This is a genomic window from Clostridium sp. BSD2780061688st1 H5 (assembly GCF_005845155.1).
GTDB lineage: Bacteria > Bacillota > Clostridia > Lachnospirales > Lachnospiraceae > Claveliimonas > Claveliimonas intestinigallinarum.
Genome location: NZ_SPGT01000005.1, coordinates 120,343 through 138,923 on the forward strand (window position 1 = coordinate 120,343; position 18,581 = coordinate 138,923).

Genomic DNA, 18,581 nt, shown 5'->3' on the forward strand with positions numbered 1-18,581 from the left:
TACAAAAACCGCAAATACTTAAATGCAATAGCTTATTATACTTATTTTCTATACATTTTTATATGCCTTTTTTTGCCTACTTTGTCAGCAGCATCATGATATCGTTGCTCCTCTGCACGAAGGCGGTCATCTCCTCCGGAGTCAGCGGCTTGTGGGCCAGCATGGCCATGTCGTAGAGCTGCTTGCAGATGACAGGCGTATTCTCATTGTCCCCGTGCTCTGCCACAAACTGTACGAGAGGATGATTGGCGTTCAGAGTCAGTGTGACCTCGCTGCCAAACATGGACGGATCCATCCCCGCCATGCCGTACATCTTCATCATCTCCTGCATGCGGCGGCTCTGCTCGGACAGGGTGATCATGGAGGCTACCTTGTCATCTTTGAGCTTCTCCACCTTCACGTTCAGCTTGTCGTTTTCCATAACCTTGCGGAAGGTCTCCACAAGGGAGTCTGTGGTCTTCTGGAAGGCCTCTTTCTCCTCCTCCTTCACTTCCTCCTTGGCATTGTCCGTGATATCCGCGTCAATGCGCTGGAACTGGAGGTTCGGATTTCTCTGCTCAAGCTGCGTGATGAAGGGTGAGTCAATGTTGTGGTTTAAGATCACCGCATCCTGTCCCTGGTTCCTGAACATGTTGATGTACTGGCTCTGCTGCTGCTCGTCGGACACATAGTAAATGGTGGTCTTGGGCTCCTCTTTCTTCTCCTCGCCCTCCTTTGGCTCCTCTTTTTCCGCCTTGGGATCAATCAGCTTTCCGCCGTTCTCCTCCACGCACTCTTTCAGCGTCAGGTACTTGTGATCCAGGTTCTTAAAGAGGATGTAGTCCATCATCTTGTCGCAGAATTTCTCGTCCTTCAGGCAGCCGAACTTGATGAAGGGGCTGATGTCATCCCAGTATTTCTCGTAGTTCTCCTTGTCGGTCTTGCACATGCCGCTTAGCTTGTCGGCAACCTTCTTGGAGATGTAGTCCGCGATCTTGTTTACAAATCCATCGTTCTGGAGCGCGCTTCTCGATACGTTCAGCGGCAGATCCGGACAGTCGATGACACCCTTCAACACCATCAGGAACTCCGGGATGACCTCCTTGATATTGTCCGCGATGAACACCTGGTTGTTGTACAGCTTGATGGTTCCCTCGATGGAGTCGTACTCTGTGTTGATCTTCGGGAAGTACAGGATACCCTTCAGGTTAAATGGATAGTCCATGTTCAGGTGGATCCAGAACAGAGGCTCCTTGTAGTCCAGGAATACCTTCCGGTAAAACTCTATATAGTCTTCCTTTGTGCACTCATTTGGATGCTTTGTCCACAGAGGCTGGGTGTCGTTGATTGGAACGGGACGCTTGTTGATCTTAACCTTATCTTTGGCCGGGGAGACCTCAACCATCTCTTTCTCACCGTTCTCATTTTCCTTCTCCTCCATCTTGGCGTCCTCGTGGATGCGCTCTACGATCACGTCGTCATCCTTAAGATCCGCCTCATCGATGGTCTCGTACTCCTGCTCCGCGTTTGCCTTCTCCAGGAAGATCTCAACCGGCATGAAGGAGCAGTATTTCTCCAGCACCTCACGCACCTTATACTCGTTGGCAAACTGCAGGCTGTCCTCATTTAAGAAGAGTGTGATCTCTGTTCCCACCTGCTGACGGTCGCCGTCAGACATCTCGTACTCTGTGCCGCCGTCGCTTGTCCAGTGTACCGGAGTGGCTCCCTCCTGGTAGGAAAGTGTATCGATGTGAACCTCGTCAGCCACCATGAAGGCGGAGTAAAATCCCAGTCCGAAGTGGCCGATCATGTCATCCTCTGTTGTCTTGTCCTTATATTTCTCCAGGAACTCTGTAGCGCCGGAGAAAGCGATCTGGGTAATGTACTCCTCCACCTCGCCGGCTGTCATGCCCACGCCATTGTCGATAAATTTCAGCGTCTTCTCCTCAGGATTTACAACCACATGGATCTGGGGCTTATAGCCGTCCGGAAGCTGATACTCTCCCATCATATCCAGCTTTTTCAGCTTGGTGATGGCATCACATCCGTTGGAGATCATCTCACGGACAAAGATATCGTGGTCTGAGTAGACCCATTTCTTGATAATAGGAAATATGTTTTCACTGCTGATAGACAGACTGCCTTTTTTTGCTTCCATTTATATCACTCCTTAAATTCCAATCTGTTTTGCGCGGAACAAAAATCCGCACCCTCTGCATGTTATGATAATACCCGAAATTGCAAATGTCAATAAAAAATTAGCACTCATCAAAAATGAGTGCTAATAACTTTGTTAAATTTATAAACTTTCTATAAATTCTGTCCTTCTCACTACTCTACGCTCTTCAAAGACTCCACCATGTCGATCTTCTTCAGCTTGAAGTACATCACCCAGTTGACGAACATGGAGAACCCGAGCGTGAACAGGAAGCTGTACAGATAGCTGGTAAGATCAATCACCCTGCCAAACATGACGTCATCCACCTCCACGGTGACGATGACAAACTGGAGCAGCACCCAGCCAAGGATCATGCCCGCCACCGCTCCGATGAAGGTGAGCAGCACATTTTCCCTGTACACATAGGCCGCCACCTCTGTGTCATAAAAGCCAAGCACCTTGATGGTGGCCAGCTCCCGTTTTCTCTCTGTGATGTTGATGGTGTTCAGGTTGTAGAGGACAATGAAGGCCAGCATGCCTGCCGAGATGATCAGCACCACGATGACCAGGTTCAGGCTTCGCAGCATGTCGTCAAGCTGATCCTCTATGCTGGAGGTGTAGCTGACATTCAGTACATTGCTGTTTCCCAGAAGGCTGCTTCCCACCTTCTCGATCTGGTCCTCCTGCCCCTCCTTCACTTTAATCAGGACGCCGTTGTACTGAGCCTGTTTCCCGAACAGCTCTTCATAGTAGTCCGGGGAGAGGTAGAGATAATGCCCCATATAGTTCTCGCAGATAGCCCCAATGGTCACTTCCTTCTCGCCCATGTCGTCGTCCTCCAGCGTCACCGTATCCCCCGGCTCCACACCGAGCACATCCGCCGCCTTCTCTGTCAGGATGGCCTCATCCTCCTGAAGAGAGTAGACGTCCGGCTTTGTCCTGCTGTGGAAATCCAGGAAGTTCCCTACATCATCCAGGCTTTCCGGCACGGTCAGATACACTTCCTCCGTCACATCCCCTGCCGTCACCTCCAGATTCTGCATGCGCACCATCAGCTCATCGCTGACAGCCGACTCATCCCGGACGCTGTCCGCGATCTCCTCCTTGTCTTCAGGGGAAAGACCCGCATCAAAGTACACTGCCGCGTCGTAGGTCTGGATGCTGCTGTACTGAAGCTCCGGAATGACAAAGATACAGTCCTTCAGCCCGAAGCCCACCACCATCAGGGCCATACAGCCCCCGATGCCGAACACGGTCATGAAAAATCGCTTCTTGTACCGCACCAGGTTCCGGATGGAAGATTTCCATGAGAAGTTCAGATGCTTCCAGATGATCTTCACCCGCTCCAGAAGGATGCGCTGCCCCTGCTTCGGCGCAGGGGGTCTCATGAGCTGGGCCGGCACGGACGCCAGCTCCCGGTAGCACGAGAAAATGGTGGCCGCCAGAGTGCACAGCACAGCGATCAGCGTGGCCTGCACGGCATAGCTCAGGTGATAGGGCACAAGGATATCCGGTATGTGCTGGTACATGATCTTGTATGCGTAAATGATGATCCAGGGGAACACCTTCTCCCCGAACAGGACGCCAAGGACGCTTCCGCCCAGAGTGGCTGTCAGAGCGTAGGCTATGTATTTCCCGGCAATGGAGAACTTGCTGTATCCGAGGGCCTTCAGAGTACCGATCTGTATCCGCTGCTCCTCCACCATCCTGGTCATGGCTGTCAGGCTGATGAGGGCCGCCACAAGGAAGAACACAGCCGGGAACACCTGGCCGATGGCCCGCATCCGGTCCGCGTTATCCCCGTACCCGTCGTACTCGGAGAGAGCGCTGCTGCGGTCCTGTATGTACCACTTTGGATTTTCAATCTTGTCGATCTCGGCCTGGGCGTCCGCGATCTCCTGCTTCGCCTCCTCGAGCTGCCGCTCTCCGTCGGCAATCCGGGCCTCTCCGTCAGCGATCTCCTGGGCTGCCTGGGCAGCTCCCTTTTCGTAATCGGACCAGCCATCCTGGATCTCCTGCTCACCCGCGGCCAGCTTTGCCTTGCCGCTGGCAAGCTCACTCTCCTGGCTGCTTATGAGCGCCCATGCGTCGTCAATCTGAGCCTGTCCCGCGTCGATCTGCTGTTTGGACGTCTCCAGTGTCTGCCGGCCGGCCGCAAGCTGAGCCTTCCCGTCCGCGATCTGCTGCCCGGCATCGTTCAGAGCCTGTTCTCCGGCAAGGAGGGTCTGCTCCCGGGCAAGGAGCTCCTCCATTTTCCCCTGCAGTCCGGCCACTGCTTCCCGGGCGCTCTCATAGACGTAACCCTCTCCCTGTTCTGCCAGGGCGTCAAGAGCCTGCTGTTCCACAGCCTCGGCATAAGCAAGACTCTGGGTCTTCTCGGCCTGCCGGGCTTGCAGCTTCTCCGCTTCACCGGGCCAGGACTCTAAAAACTGCTTCTGCTCCTCCGTTCTTTCGCTGTCCTTGATCGCTTTGTATTCCTCATACTTTTTCTCCCCTTCATCCAGAGCATTGGTGATTTCCTCAAGCTCCTTCTCTAAGGAAGAAAGCTGATCCGCCAGCGTCTCCATTTCAGAGATGGACGTTGTCAATGCGTCCTTCCCCGCCGCGATCTCCTGTTTCCCCTGCTCTATGAGGGGCATCTGCTGGGCATACTGGGCCAGGTACTGCACCTCCGACGCGTCCAGGTCCGCCTGCTTTTGTTCCAGCTGGGCCATGCCGCTCTCGTACTGCGCCCTTCCGCTGTCCAGCGCCGCCTGCTGGGTATTCAATTCCTCCTTGCCTGCGGAGAGCTGAGCCTCCCCGTCGGCGATCTGCTGCCTGGCTGCGTCCATCTGAGCCTGGGCATCCTCCAGGGCCTTCCGGGCGTCCGCAAGCTCCCGGGCTGCCTGGCTGCGCCCTTCCTCCAGCTCAGTCCGGGCATCTGCCAGCGTCTGGCTCTCCTCGTCCACTGTGGCCTGGGCGTCCCCAAGCTCCGCTTCCGCCTCGTCCACGATCTCCTGCCGGCGGGCCCGGCATCTCTCGTCCTCTATCTTTTCCAGGGCGTCCACAGCAGCGTCTGTCAGAGAGGTATAGCCGTCTGTAAAGGCGACCTCCCCGGCAGCGTCTGTCACCCGCACGTAGATTTCAGAAAAGACATCCATACAGAAGGAGTCAGGATCCACAGCGATAAAGCCGCTGACCTCACCGTTCCCGATGGTGCTGCTGCCCCTCCCAAAGGAAATATAGAGGGGGCTGTTCCCTATCCCCACAATCTCAAAGGTGTCTGTTGTCAGGCTGTCCTCCAGAGGATCCTCACTTCCGGAGGAGAGGGTAATGATGTCTCCCACCCCGTAGCCTGACGAGAGGGCAAACTCCTCGTCCAGGAGGCACTCTCCCTCCTTCTCCGGGAGCCGTCCCTCGCTCACCTGGATATCATTGAAATGCTCCTGCATGGCCATGACATGGACCACCTGCTCTGTGTCCCCCGTATCGCACAGGGCGTCCACGCTGTAGCTCCCCTCCGCCAGCTCAATGCCGTCCACATCCTCTATGGCCTCCACATCCTCCTCCGTCAGCCCCAGCGTTCCCATGACCTTGATGTCCATGAGATGCTCCTTGTCAAAATAGGCGTCGCCGGAGATGCGCATGGAGGGCTCCGAGGAGCGGATGCCCGCATAGAAGGCGACCCCCAGCGCCACTATGAGAAAAATGGAGATAAAACGTCCCCAGGATTTTCGGATTTCCATAAAGAAATCCTTGCGCAACATATTTTTCTTCATATAACCCCTACCATTCTATCGTCTCAACCGACACCGGATGCGGGTTGATCTCTATACTCTCCGCCTTGCCGTTCTTGATCCTTATAATCCGGTCCGCCATCGGCGCGATGGCGGAATTGTGGGTAATCAGGATCACTGTCATCCCCCTCTGACGGCAGGTATCCTGCAAAAGCTTCAGGATTGCTTTTCCCGTATTGTAGTCAAGGGCGCCTGTCGGCTCATCACACAGGAGAAGCTTGGGATTTTTCGCCAGAGCTCTGGCGATGGAAACTCTCTGCTGCTCACCGCCAGAGAGCTGAGCCGGAAAGTTATCCAGCCTCTCCCCGAGTCCCACATGCTCCATAACTTCCCTGGCGTCCAGCGGATCCTTGCAGATCTGAAGAGCCAGCTCCACATTCTCAAGAGCCGTCAGATTCGGGATTAGATTGTAGAACTGAAAGACAAAGCCTATGTCATCCCTGCGGTAAGCGGTCAGCGCCTTTCCCCTGTACTTCGTGATATCCTGCCCGTCGATCCACACCTCGCCGCTGGTAGCCGTGTCCATACCTCCCAGGATATTCAGGACCGTCGTCTTGCCGGCGCCGCTGGGCCCTACCACCACGGCGAACTCTCCTTTTTCTATGTCAAAGGATATGCCGTTGGCCGCCGCGATATCCACCTCACCCATGTGATAGATTTTCTTTACATCCCTCAGAGACACGAATTCTGCCATATATGTATCCTCCTAATACGAGCCGGTATACCTCTGCTTATATAGTGCTATTATAACACCGGAGAGGAGGATTGTACTATCCGAAAAAGGAAGTTTATAAGAATTTTAGAATAGATTTTTAAAGGGCGGCGAAAACGGAAGAAGCCGCCCGGCGCAGTGTCCGCGCCGAACGGCTTCTTCCGTTGCACAATCTGATTTTTCTTAGGCCTTAGCCAATCCCTCCGTTGACTGCCCCCAGGATAAACACCGCGATGGTGAGGATGCAGAACACGTATTTATAGAGGGGGTAATACCACCTGCCGATGGGCCGCTTGCGGCCCGTGGACACCGCATCCTCCACCGCTTTTCTTCCCCAGACCCAGGCGAACATAATGCCCGCAAGTCCTGCTCCGAGAGGGCAGATATAAATGGATACGAAGTCCATCCACTGGGAGACGATCCCCTGGATGCACACTGAGACAACCGCCCCCACCACCGCAATGGCAATGACCGCCTTTGCCCGGCCAAACCTCAGGTTGTCCTGGAGCGTGGCCACCGGGGCCTCATAGAGGTTGACAAGGGAGGTCAGCCCGGCAAAGAGGGCTGCCAGGAAAAAGATGAACATGACGATCTGCCCGCCCGGCATGGTGGAGAACAGATGGGGGAGGGAGATAAACATGAGCCCCGGCCCGCTCTCGGAGAGCACCGCCCCTGTGGTGGCCATGGCCGGGATGATGACCAGAGCCGCCAGCATGGCCGCGCAGGTGTCGCAGATGGCCACTGTGATGGCAGAGCTCACCGTGTCCTCCTTGTCCGACAGATAGGAGCCGTAAATGATCGTCCCGTTTCCAGCCAGAGATAGGGAGAAGAAGGACTGCCCCAGGGCAAACACGTACAGCATGGGATCCTTAAAGGCCTCCGGCCGGATGGTGAACATCCATCTGTAGCCGTCCGCCGCGCCGGGCTGCAGGGCTACGTAGACTGCCAGGCCGATAAAGAGCACGTAAAAAACAGGGATCATGATCTTGTTCGCCTTCTCAATGCCGCTGCTGATGCCCGCCGCCATGATGACAAATGTAACTGCCAGGACAACGATCAGCCACAGGTTGTTTCCAAAGGCGCTGGCCATCTGCCCGAAGGCAGCCCCGAATTCGTCCACACTTTCATGGGCCAGGGCTGATCCGGTGACGCTTCCGATCATATACCTGACGATCCAGCCCACCACTACGGAGTAGCCGATGGCCAGAGCCAACGCCCCCAGCATGGGGATGGCGCCTATGGCCCGCCCGATATTTCTCCTGCTCTCTCCCCTTGACGCGCAGGCCGTCCCGAAGGCCTCCACAGGGCCGGAGCGCACGGCGCGTCCAAAGCTCATCTCCCCGACCACGCCGGAAAATCCCAGCAGCACGTCAAAGATCAGATACACGACCAGAAAGGAGCCTCCGTAGGCTGCCATCCTGTACGGAAAAAGCCAGATATTTCCCATTCCCACCGCGGAGCCTACACAGGCCAGGATAAACCCGGTCCTGGAGTTCCACCAGTCTCTCTTCTGTGTTCCGTTTGCATTTGCCATAATCTTTCTCCTTCTCATTCCCAGGCGCCTGCCGCCTTTTTATCCCGCAGACAAAGAAGGCCGCCGCGCCCTGTGGATATACCGCCGGCACAGCGCCTTCTGTAAAAGCAAGTTGCCTATTCTGTCTGTGTGTTCTTTTTCTCTGTCATAAGGCTCATCAATCGTATTGATAATAGCTCATATAATCCTCTGACCCAATAGTCTGGCTGGGCGTCAGCTCCAGATCCAGATCCTCGTCCGCATTGACGATCACAGTTCCCTCCGGCAGCACTGCATTCAGGTAGGAGCTCTCTGTCACAGAGGAGTCTGAGATCCAGATGTACAGCGTCTGAAGCTCATTTCCATCCTCATCGTAGACCGTGATCTCCGGAGAGCCATAGCCGGAGGCCGCTCTGATGTCATACACACCTGCCGGGAAATCATCTCCCGCTGTCACCGTCTGCCCGCCTCTGATAGACACGCTCTCTGTCAGAGGATTGGCCTGGCCGCCCATCTGGCCTGTCTGGGCATTGTCCGCCGACAGAGTCAGATAGCCGTCTCCCGATACAGTGACCACCGCGCCTGTGTAGAGGCGGATGTCGTCAACCTGCGTTGTATCCGCATCCAGGGACTCATAGAGATAAATCCCGTTCTCGCTGTCATCGACAGACAGGGAGATGTAGTCCTCACCGGAGCTATCCGCCACATAGGTTCCCTCCGGTATATGCACGCCCACCACGTAGTCGCCCTGGGAGAACTGCTGGGAATAGCTCTCCCCCTCTGCCGGGATCTCCCTGGTCACATAGGCGTAGGGATCGTACTCATAGTCATCACTGTAGCTATAATCGTAGGATGAATAGGAATTGCTCTCATATTCTTTCTGACTTATGTACTCTCCCAGAAGAGGAGGTACCACGGCGATCAGCACTACAAGGATGATAATGACAATGGCTATTTTCTTTCCTCTGGCCCTCCTGGCCCGCCCTTCCTGCGCAGTGTAGGTATTGTAATATCCGCTCCTCCCCCTGGTTCCCCAGGTTCTCTGCGCGCCGCCACGGGACTGTGTCCGTCCGGCCTGGGAGCGTCCCGTCCCGCTCTGTGTCCGCTCTGCCTCTGACGCGGCCCTGCCGGCGCCCCCCGTTCCGACCCCGGACTTTCTCCGGGTGTCCCGATCCGCGCTTCCGCTGTAGTACTCCGACTTGGTATGCACATGGGTCAGCGGCTGTCCGTCGCAGCTGCTCTGATTGACATGATAGTGCTTCTCTGATTTATTGTTGTCCAGCCCGCACTCTGTGCATATGTTGTTGCTGTCCAGCTTTCCCCCGCAAAGGCTGCACCGCTCTCTGAAAAACATGCTCCCGCCCTCCTTGCCATCTTTGTCTGACAAAACTGTACCTTACCAAGGAGTATACCATACCGGAGCCGTTTTTGCACCCTTGCCCGGTTAAAATTTTCTGCCCACAAGGTCATCCAGACTGATCTCGAAAACATCTGCCATTTTGCAGAGTGTAAATATGTCCGGCATCCGCTTGCTGTGTTCATATGAAGAAAGGGATGTCCTGTCCACCCCTATCTTTGTTGCAAGCTGCCGCTGCGTCATATTCTTTTCTTTTCGGAGCAGGCGTATCCTCGCTCCCACACAGTATTTCCCCACTCTCGTTCTCACAGGTTTTCCTCCAGGTTCTCTTTCATGTCTCGGATCATACGCCGGATGATCTTCAGCTGGGCGCCGTCAAGCTGTTCCAGCTCCTCCGATATCTCGCCGAGGTAAATGCTCCCTGAGTCCTCCAGACTGTCACAGAGAAGATGGTCTGTCGTTGTACCCAGGGCATTGGCCGCCTTCACGACAAAGTCCAGGCTCGCCTTTGTGCTGCCGTTCTCCACGTGGCTGATGTGGGGAATGGAATACTCGATCTCATAGGACAGGTCCTGCTGGGACATATCTCGCATCTTCCGTATTTCTTTTAGTCTCTTCCCAAGCATTTTGTAATCCATTTATCTCTACCTCCGGCGCTTGTACATTCATTTTATTAGAAAGCGTTTTCTTTTAACATGCACCTAAGAGATACTTGTATGCATATGCTTTAAAATGAAGTCAAAAAAATCTCCACTGGGCTCAATGCATAAATAGTATTGAAATCGCCAGTGGAGAATTCCCTGTTCCTATTTTTGATAATGTCTGATCCGATCTTCTATTCTTATTCCGAGCAGAGCCTTTCCATCTGCCCGATCACGTCCGCGGTGTCGTACTCGTCCGCCATGACTACCAGGCTGTCCCCGGGATAAAGCCTGGTACTCCCCCTGGGGATCAGCTCCCTGTCACCTCGCTTTACAGCCACAAGCAGACTCTCGCGGGGCCACTCCAGCTCCCGCACCAGTTTCCCCGCCGCGTCGGAGCCCTGGCTCACCACAAATTCCCGCAGCACCTTCTCGCCGCTCTCCTGCAGGGGCTCTCCCCTTTTCTTGAGAAGATTGGCAAGGAGGCTCTCGTAGATGGGCTTTGACCGCATCAGCGTGGCCACGATATAGGCGCATATGGACACCACTGCCAGGGAAAAGAGCTGGCTCACAGTCCCTGTCATCTCAAAGATCAGAATGATCCCGGTCAGGGGAGCCCGCACAATAGCCGTAAAATAGCCCGCCATGGCAAGGAGGACAAAATTGTTCAGATAGAGGAGGTCTATACCGAAGATCCAGTTCCCCGCCTGGGCGAAAATGCCGCCGATAAAGGCTCCGATAATGAGCAGCGGAAAAAAGATGCCCCCCGGAGCCCCGGAGCCAAAGCTCACCGCCGAGAAGAGAAAGCGGCCGACCAGCAGGAACGCCATAGTCCCGGCGGCCATCCCGCCCGCTGTCAGCTCCTCCACCAGACTGTGCCCCGTCCCCAGAAGCTGAGGCGCCGCAAGCCCGAGAGCGCCTGCCAGCAGGAAGGGAATCAGGATCTTTCCCGCCGTGGAGAGCCCCGGTATGCGGCTGTACAGAGACTGGACCTTCAAGGTGAACCAGTTGTAGAACACGCCCAGGAAGCCCAGCACGACTCCCAGAAGGACGAGAAGCCCATAGTACTCCAAAGGCAGCGTCTCTGTCAGCGTAAACTGAAAGACCGAGTCCGTCCCCAGCACAGCCGTGCACAGAAAGTCCGCCGTGAGTGAGGCTGACATGACCGACAAAAGCACAGACACCGAGAAATTCCTGTGCACCTCCTCCAGGGAGAACATGACGCCCGCCAGCGGCGCATGGAAAGCCGCGGCCAGGCCGGCGCTGGCGCCGCAGGTGAGAAGATACCTCTCCTCTGTCTTTCCTCTGTCCAGATACCGGGAGGCTCCTTTTCCCACCATGGCCCCGAGCTGTATGGACGGGCCCTCCCGCCCCAGGGCCAGGCCGCCCAGGATACATAAGAAGCCGCCCACGAACTTGGCCGGCAGCACCCGCCACCATGTCTGATCGATCTTTCCGATCATCTCCCCCTCCAGCTGGGGGATTCCGCTGCCGGATATGAGAGGTTCAAAGTCCACCAGCTTTGCCACGAGAATAGCCAGAAGGGCCAGCACTCCAAACCACAGAAGGATCCACAGAGGCCTTCCCTCTATAAAATTCAGGATCATCTGCAGCCACCGCCCGGCGTTTTCCAGAAGTATCCTGTAAAGCAGCACCACAAGGCCGGCGATACCGCCCACGATGATGCCCTCCCCGATCAGAATGACCTGAAAGCGCTCCGCCCGCCGGATCGTTGCTGATATGTCTTTGTTATTTTCATTCATCGTCTCATTCCTCCGGAGACAATTCTACCATATCAGAGGCGATTTTGCACTTGCTTTACTCTTTTCCCCGTCCCGCATCTTCTCCGCAGCGCGTCCGCCCCCAGAAGAACCGCCGCAAGGAGAGAAACCGCAAGGCCCGCCGCCTTCCCCGGCGCGTCATAGCGGATCTCGATCCGGTGGCTGCCGGCCTGCGCCCGGGCTCCCAGGAACCCGCCGCTTACCTGGCTTACTTCCGCCTCCTGCCCGTCTACAAGAACCGTGAAATGTTCGTCAAAGGGAATGGATGTGATGAGCCAGCCGTCCTTTTCCAGCGTATAGCTGCCGGTCAGCGCGTCTCCGTCCCCTGTCAGCTCCAGCCCCGCGTCGCTGTATTCCTCCTGGGATGGGCTCTCCCCGGCGCTTCCGTACCAGGCCTCCACGCCGGATATTTCATAGCTGCCCTCCCCGAACGTGATTTCCACCGAGGACTGCCCCTCCCGGAGCGGGCATACAAAGTAGAAGACCTGATTTTGATTGTCGTAGGCGTAGCCACGGGAGGCGCTCTGCTTGTTCGTCTCCCCGTTTACCGAGACAGACACATCCCGGCGGGGATGTTTATTTTTTACCTGAAAGCTGAGGAAGAGGTACTGGTCCCCCTCCTGTCTGTCCTCCAGCGCGATCTCCCTTGTCTCCCCTTCGGAGGTCACCTCGTAGTCTCCCGCAAGAGAGGCAAGCTCCGCCTCCCTCGTCCGGCAGGAAGCAGAGGCAGTGTCCTCATCCCCTGCCGCCGCCACGGTCAGGAGGGCCAGGGACTTCTCCGGCCAGGACAGCTTCTCAAAGGTGTCCGCGGAGATGACCTGGTCTGTCACGTAGCCGATGGGAGCCACATCCTGGTTTTCGTATATTCCCACAGTTCCCACCTGGCCTGTCTTCTCGTAGCCCTCCGGCACCTGGGTCTCATCGTCCTCTCTCACCAGCAGGTATTTCACTCCCATGAGCTGCAGAAAGACCGGATTTTCCGTGGACTCCTGCATGAGCCCGTTCCTGGCCGGGCGGGCCAGATGGAGGATCTCCTCCCGGAAGGTCTCGTAGGCGCTGTTTCCCACAGAGGAGTACAGGGTAGTCAGATTCTGCCCATCCGTCAACACCTGGTTGTCGGCAGCCTTCTCCTGCTCTCTCGTGCCCCGCACCTCCATCCTGTAAAATCCGCTGTCCTCACTTCTCACCTGACGGGCCGCGTCCGCCAGGTCCTGATCCTGGAATTCCTCCATCCAGGCGGCCTCCACCTGGCTTTCCCTGGCAAAGGAAATCTGAACGCAGGCGAAGCAGGCCATGACCGCCGCAAGCCCGGCGCACACAGCCCTCCTCCAGAGCTTTTCCCCGGCCAGGAACAAAAGAGCGCAGAGCAGAAGATCCGCCCCAAGCAGCATCTTCACCCGGTCCGGCACGCCGCTTTGGACGCTTCCCAAAAGCAGGACAAGAGCCGCCAGGCCGTAGCCTGCCAACAGCTTTTTCCTGGCGATAATGCCCCGGCGGAAGTATCCGAAGAAGGCCGCCGCCAGATAAGAGACCAGGGGCAGGAGCGGGATAAACGCCTTGGCCCGTATGTAAAGCCCGCCGTTCAGGATATAGGAGGCCGCCGGCACAAGGAGGAGCAGGCAGACACAGGCCGCCATGTATTTCTCACGGCACCGACGGTAAAAGAGGCTGACGCACAGAACAACCGCCGCCATGGCTGTAAGCCCCATCCCATAGGGAGAGTAGAGAAGCTTCAGCGGATTGCCTTCCGGCAGGAGAAGGTCCGTCAGGCTGTAGCTGTTCTCCTCGCTCCTGCCGCCCAGCATGGCGAGACACATGGGCACCAGGTAGAAGAAGGACAGAAGTCCCCCGAAGAAGGCGGGATAAAACTGTCTCCACAGGGAGCGTATGAGGACAAGGGGAGAGGACGCCCACTCCTTCTTCCACCCGCACAGGCCGTAGACAAGGAGAGCCGCCACGCCTCCCACGGCAAAGTAAAAGCTGGTCAGCACCATCAGGAAGGTCCCCGCTGTCAGGAGCCCGTATTTTCCCCTGCTCACATACCTGTCATAGCCCATGAGTGTCAGAAGCAGGAAGGGCATGTAGCTGACAAACATGATCTGCATGGAGGTGTGGTACACCATCGGGCCTGACAGGATCAGAAGAAGCGCGCCGAAAAAGCTGTCCTCCTGCCGGAAATGGCCGTTTTTCAGCCAGGTATAGCACAGAAGTCCGGAGATGATCCAGGTCAGCAGCATGACTGCCTGGACGTAGTCCGCCATGTCCACAAAGGGCAGGAGAAAAGACAGCAGATACAGAGGATTGTAGAGCCCGTAGTAGGCGAAATTCCATATGTTCTGCCCTCCCCCCAGCTCCATGGCAAAGTCCGGCCAGAGATTGCCTGTCTCATAGAATTTCTGGCGGAAATACTCCGGGAACACGATGTGCTGGGAGAGCCAGTCCGTCTCAGATCCGGCCAGATACCCTCCGCATATTTTCATCAGAAAGAGAAGGATCGGTATGGTTGTAAGTATCAATGGAAACAAAATTTTCCTGCTGCTTTTCATCTTCCTCATCGCTGGAACTCCTTAAGATATAGATTGGTCTGTCTTTGATCTCCGTGTAGGCCCGGGCCAGGTACTGTCCCATGATGCCCATGCACAGAAGCTGAACGCCGCCTATAAAAATGATGGCGCACATCATGGCCGGCCACCCGGCTACCGGATCGTGCCAGATGAGATTTTTGATCACAAGAAAAAGGATCATGACAAAGGCCACGCCGCACAGAAGTATTCCCCCGTAGGAGGCCACGGACAGAGGGATGGTGGAAAACCCGAGTATGCCGTCCAGGGAATACCGCAGCAGCTTGGCCACGGACCACTTGGTGTCCCCCGCCGCCCGCTCCACATTGTGGTAGGGGAGCCACTTTGTCTTAAAGCCCACCCAGCCGAACAGGCCCTTGGAAAACCGGTTTTTCTCACTCAGGGACAGGAGGGCATCCGTCATCTTCCGGTTCATCATCCGGAAATCCCTGGCGCCCTCCTCAATCTTTACCTTTGAGAGTTTGTTGATGCATTTATAGAAGGAAGCGGACAGGAAGGAGCGGATCCTTGCCTCCCCGCGGCGATCCTCCCGCCGGGTGGCCACACAGTCGTACTCTCCCTTCTTCAGCGTCTGGAACATAAGGGGAATATACTCCGGGGGATCCTGGAGATCCGCGTCCATGACAGCCACATAGTCCCCCGCGGCCGCCTGAAGGCCGGCGTACATAGCCGCCTCCTTGCCAAAATTTCTGGAGAAGGCAAGGTACCTGAAATTCTGACTCCTGCGGTGGAACTGCTGCAGCAGCTCCAGCGTGCCGTCCGAGGACCCGTCGTCCACAAAGATCAGCTCTACCTTCGCAGTCTTCATCCTGTCAATGATATCCTCCATTGCCTTTATATAAAGGGGAAGGACCTCTTCTTCGTTGAAACACGGCACAACGATACTGATAAGCGGTTTTTTCTCTTCAAGCATAAAAAAAGACTCCTTTCCACTTGAGGCCCCTTCGGGGCCTCTGCCTTATCTCCAAACCAGTCTAAACTGAATTTGTGATAATTCGTGGAAAGAAATCTTAAAATTTGTTGAAGATTTGCTAAAGGTTCTCTTTCATATTCTGCCGGACACACTCATAAATTTCCTCTATTGCATACAGGGGAAGATTGATGAGCCAGTCCTCTTTCTTATAATCCGCCATGGATGTGCGGACGGAAATCTCAGGATGGAACCTGTCGCGGAAGGTCTTCAGGCTCTTTGCTTTCAAATTTGCCTCCGCCTTCACCTCCACAGGCACAGCCATCTCTCCGGTATCAATGACAAAATCCACCTCACAGGATCCACGGTCATTCGTGTAGTAATAGCCTGCTTTGGGGAATTTACAGCGTCTCCACAAACCGCATGAATGCCTTCCGGCCGTCCTCAGTGCACTTGTAGACGCCTGCGTCCTCCAGCACGTGAGTGAAGACGATGCCTGTCTCCTCCTTCAGGATATCCATTACATTGTCCCTTGTGATGCTGTCGTATTTTGGCAGGAAGGAGTCCACCCAGTCGGCGTGCTTGGCAATCTTCTCGTTGGAGCGGATGTCCCCTCCCTCCACCATGTAGTCCGCCAGGATCTCCAGCTCCTCCTTCAGCCTGGAGGGAAGAACGGCCAGGCCCATAACCTCGATCAGGCCGATGTTCTCCTTCTTGATGTTGTGGTACTGGGCGTGGGGATGGTATACGCCCAGAGGATGCTCCTCTGTCGTAATATTGTTCCGCAGCGTCAGATCCAGCTCGTACATGTCTCCCTTCTTTCTGGCAATGGGAGTGATGGTGTTGTGGGGCGTGCCCTCTGTCTCAGCGAAAATGAAGGCTTCCTCGTCCGTGTAGCTTCTCCATGCCTGGAGCACGTGGTCTGCCAGGTCGATGAGCCGCTTCTCATCCGCGTGGCGGATGCGCAGGACAGAGAGAGGCCACTTCACGATGCCCGCCTCCACATCCTCATAGCCGGGGATAGTGACCGGGATCTCGATGGGCGCCTTTGCCATGGCAAAGGTGTAGTTTCCGCCCTGGAAGTGGTCATGGCTTAAGATGGAGCCGCCCACGATGGGGAGATCCGCGTTGGAGCCCAGGAAATAGTGGGGGAACTGCTTCACAAAGTCAAACAGCTTGATGAACGCGTTCCGGTCGATCTTCATGGGCACATGCTGGCCGTTGAACACGATGCAGTGCTCGTTGTAGTATACATAGGGGGAATACTGGAAGCCCCACTTGCTGTCGTTGATGGTGATGGGGATGATGCGGTGGGTCTCCCTGGCCGGGTGGTTGGCGCGCCCGGCGTACCCCTCATTCTCCATGCAGAGCTGGCACTTGGGATAGCTGCTGGCCTTGGCCGCCCCTGCCGCCGCGATGGCCTTGGGATCCTTCTCGGGCTTGGACAGGTTGATGGTGATGTCGATCTCGCCGTAGGGGGAGTCCACCTTCCACTTCATATCCTTCTTCACACGGTAGCGGCGGATGTAGTCGCTGTCCTGGCTGAATTTGTAGAAAAATGCCGTGGCCGCCTCCGGGGATTTCTCATACTCCTCCCAGAAGGTCTTCTGTACCTGTGCCGGCCGGGGCAGAAGGCAGTTCATCAGCTTCGTGTCAAAGAGATCCCGAAAGACCACGCTGTCCTCCACAAGTCCTCTCTCCACAGCCTCGTCCAGCAGCTCCTTTAAGATCTGCTCCAGATCCAGCTCCTCGCCCTCGATGGACACGTCCTCGTAGTCGTCCTCCTTAAACAGCTCCAGCAGCAGGTTGGTGGTGTAGATCCTCTCGCACTCCGGTGTCAGTCCTGTCCGGATACCGTACTCCACAAGCTTCTTTATATTCTTATATAACATTCCCTTTTCCTCCTAAATACAGGCTCTCGCCCTCTCTGTGACATTCTATGACAGACGGTGGGCCCCGTCTCCGATCTCAACTACATAGAACTCCGCCGTCTTGTGGCACTTGTCCTGGTAGCCCTTTTTCACGGTCTCGATAAATGTATCCACCGCGTCATTTTTTACAATGCTGACTGTACAGCCGCCAAATCCGCCTCCTGTGATGCGGGAGCCGATGACGCCGGGCACGCTCCAGGCCAGATCCACCAGCACGTCGATCTCCTCGCAGGACACTTCATAATCGTCCCGCAGAGAGATGTGGGACTGGTTCATGTATTTTCCGAACTGCTCTACATTGCCCTCCTTCAGCGCCGCCTCGGCGTGGATAGTCCTCTGGTTCTCGTACACCGCATGCTTTGCCCGCCTGCGGCAGACATCCTCCCTGATGGCGTCCTTGTGAGCCTCGAACTCCTCCTCTGTCAGATCTCCCAGAGTGCCGATATCCACCACCTTCTTCAGATCCTCCAGGGCTCGCTCACACTCGTTTCTCCTGTCATTGTAGGCAGAGTCCACAAGGCTGTGCTTTACCTTGCTGTTGGTAATAACGATCTTGGCGTCCTCCAGCTTCACAGGCGCGTACTCGTACTTCAAAGTATTGGTATCCAGGAAAATGGCATGATCCTTTTTGCCCATAGCGCTGGCAAACTGGTCCATGATCCCGCAGTTGCAGCCGTTAAAGTTGTTCTCTGAGTACTGTCCGATCTGGGCGATCTCCACCATGGATACCGGGAAATCATACAGATCCTTCAGCATGGTCCCTGTCAGAACCTCCAGGGAAGCGGAGGAGGACAGGCCGGAGCCATTGGGGATGTCGCCGCAGATGGCGATGTCCAGTCCACAGTCCATCTCATAGCCTCTGCCCTTGAAGGCCCACATCACGCCCTTTGGATAGTTGGTCCAACCGGCCTTCTTGTCCGGCACCAGCTCATCCAGACTGGTCTCGATGACGCCCAGATCCTTAAAATTCATAGAGTAGAAACGGATCTTTCGGTCCTCCCTCTTTCTGGCCGCTCCGTATGTACCGATGGTCAGCGCGCAGGGAAAGACATGTCCACCGTTGTAGTCGGTGTGCTCTCCTATGAGGTTGACACGGCCCGGGGCGAAATACATGCGGATGTCTCCGCCGTCGCCGTATTTTTCCTTAAAGACACTCAACACTTTCTCTTTCATTTCCACATACACCTCTCTCTTTTTTTATAATTATAATAGGGTTTCCCTTTAAAAACTATAAGGATAAT

Annotated in this window: 13 protein-coding genes; all 13 read right to left on the reverse strand. The window is 55.6% G+C overall.

The window, feature by feature from the left end:
• Positions 1-76: 76 nt before the first annotated feature.
• The 13 genes from htpG to FGQ86_RS05075 all read right to left on the reverse strand — a co-directional run bounded on the left by htpG (position 77) and on the right by FGQ86_RS05075 (position 18,513).
• The gene (gene htpG, locus FGQ86_RS05015; RefSeq protein ID WP_033126405.1) at positions 77-2,137 is read right to left on the reverse strand and encodes a molecular chaperone HtpG; all 2,061 of its coding nucleotides are present in this window, start codon (positions 2,135-2,137) and stop codon (positions 77-79) included.
• A gap of 173 nt (positions 2,138-2,310) precedes the next feature.
• Positions 2,311-5,862 carry an FtsX-like permease family protein gene (locus tag FGQ86_RS05020; RefSeq protein ID WP_347562477.1) on the reverse strand — a complete coding sequence of 1,184 codons (3,552 nt, stop codon included), beginning with the start codon at positions 5,860-5,862 and terminating at the stop codon, positions 2,311-2,313.
• Positions 5,863-5,902: 40 nt separating this feature from the next.
• Positions 5,903-6,607 (reverse strand): ABC transporter ATP-binding protein, encoded by a 705-nt coding sequence (locus FGQ86_RS05025; RefSeq protein ID WP_033126407.1) that lies wholly within the window; start codon positions 6,605-6,607, stop codon positions 5,903-5,905.
• 208 nt (positions 6,608-6,815) lie between these two features.
• Positions 6,816-8,159 (reverse strand): sodium-dependent transporter, encoded by a 1,344-nt coding sequence (locus tag FGQ86_RS05030; RefSeq protein ID WP_033126408.1) that lies wholly within the window; start codon positions 8,157-8,159, stop codon positions 6,816-6,818.
• Positions 8,160-8,316: 157 nt separating this feature from the next.
• On the reverse strand, positions 8,317-9,492 hold the full coding sequence (locus FGQ86_RS05035) for a hypothetical protein (RefSeq protein WP_033126409.1): 1,176 nt from the start codon (positions 9,490-9,492) through the stop codon (positions 8,317-8,319).
• A gap of 90 nt (positions 9,493-9,582) precedes the next feature.
• Positions 9,583-9,804 carry a helix-turn-helix transcriptional regulator gene (locus tag FGQ86_RS05040; RefSeq protein WP_052084085.1) on the reverse strand — a complete coding sequence of 74 codons (222 nt, stop codon included), beginning with the start codon at positions 9,802-9,804 and terminating at the stop codon, positions 9,583-9,585.
• Complete coding sequence (locus FGQ86_RS05045) at positions 9,801-10,133, reverse strand: helix-turn-helix transcriptional regulator (RefSeq protein WP_033126410.1); 333 nt, start codon at positions 10,131-10,133, stop codon at positions 9,801-9,803. The genes FGQ86_RS05040 and FGQ86_RS05045 overlap by 4 nt, the downstream gene beginning before the upstream one ends.
• Before the next feature lie 203 nt (positions 10,134-10,336).
• On the reverse strand, positions 10,337-11,899 hold the full coding sequence (locus FGQ86_RS05050; protein WP_033126411.1) for a ClC family H(+)/Cl(-) exchange transporter: 1,563 nt from the start codon (positions 11,897-11,899) through the stop codon (positions 10,337-10,339).
• A gap of 32 nt (positions 11,900-11,931) precedes the next feature.
• The gene (locus FGQ86_RS05055) at positions 11,932-14,472 is read right to left on the reverse strand and encodes a YfhO family protein (RefSeq protein WP_138303124.1); all 2,541 of its coding nucleotides are present in this window, start codon (positions 14,470-14,472) and stop codon (positions 11,932-11,934) included.
• Positions 14,363-15,412, reverse strand: coding sequence for a glycosyltransferase family 2 protein (locus FGQ86_RS05060; RefSeq protein ID WP_138303125.1), 1,050 nt, complete (start codon positions 15,410-15,412; stop codon positions 14,363-14,365). The genes FGQ86_RS05055 and FGQ86_RS05060 overlap by 110 nt, the downstream gene beginning before the upstream one ends.
• A 118-nt stretch (positions 15,413-15,530) precedes the next feature.
• On the reverse strand, positions 15,531-15,827 hold the full coding sequence (locus FGQ86_RS05065) for a hypothetical protein (protein ID WP_243127168.1): 297 nt from the start codon (positions 15,825-15,827) through the stop codon (positions 15,531-15,533).
• The gene (galT, locus tag FGQ86_RS05070; protein ID WP_138303126.1) at positions 15,811-17,301 is read right to left on the reverse strand and encodes a UDP-glucose--hexose-1-phosphate uridylyltransferase; all 1,491 of its coding nucleotides are present in this window, start codon (positions 17,299-17,301) and stop codon (positions 15,811-15,813) included. Before galT ends, FGQ86_RS05065 begins: the two co-directional genes overlap by 17 nt.
• Positions 17,302-17,346: 45 nt before the next feature.
• Positions 17,347-18,513, reverse strand: coding sequence for a galactokinase (locus tag FGQ86_RS05075; protein ID WP_033126415.1), 1,167 nt, complete (start codon positions 18,511-18,513; stop codon positions 17,347-17,349).
• Positions 18,514-18,581 lie beyond the last annotated feature (68 nt).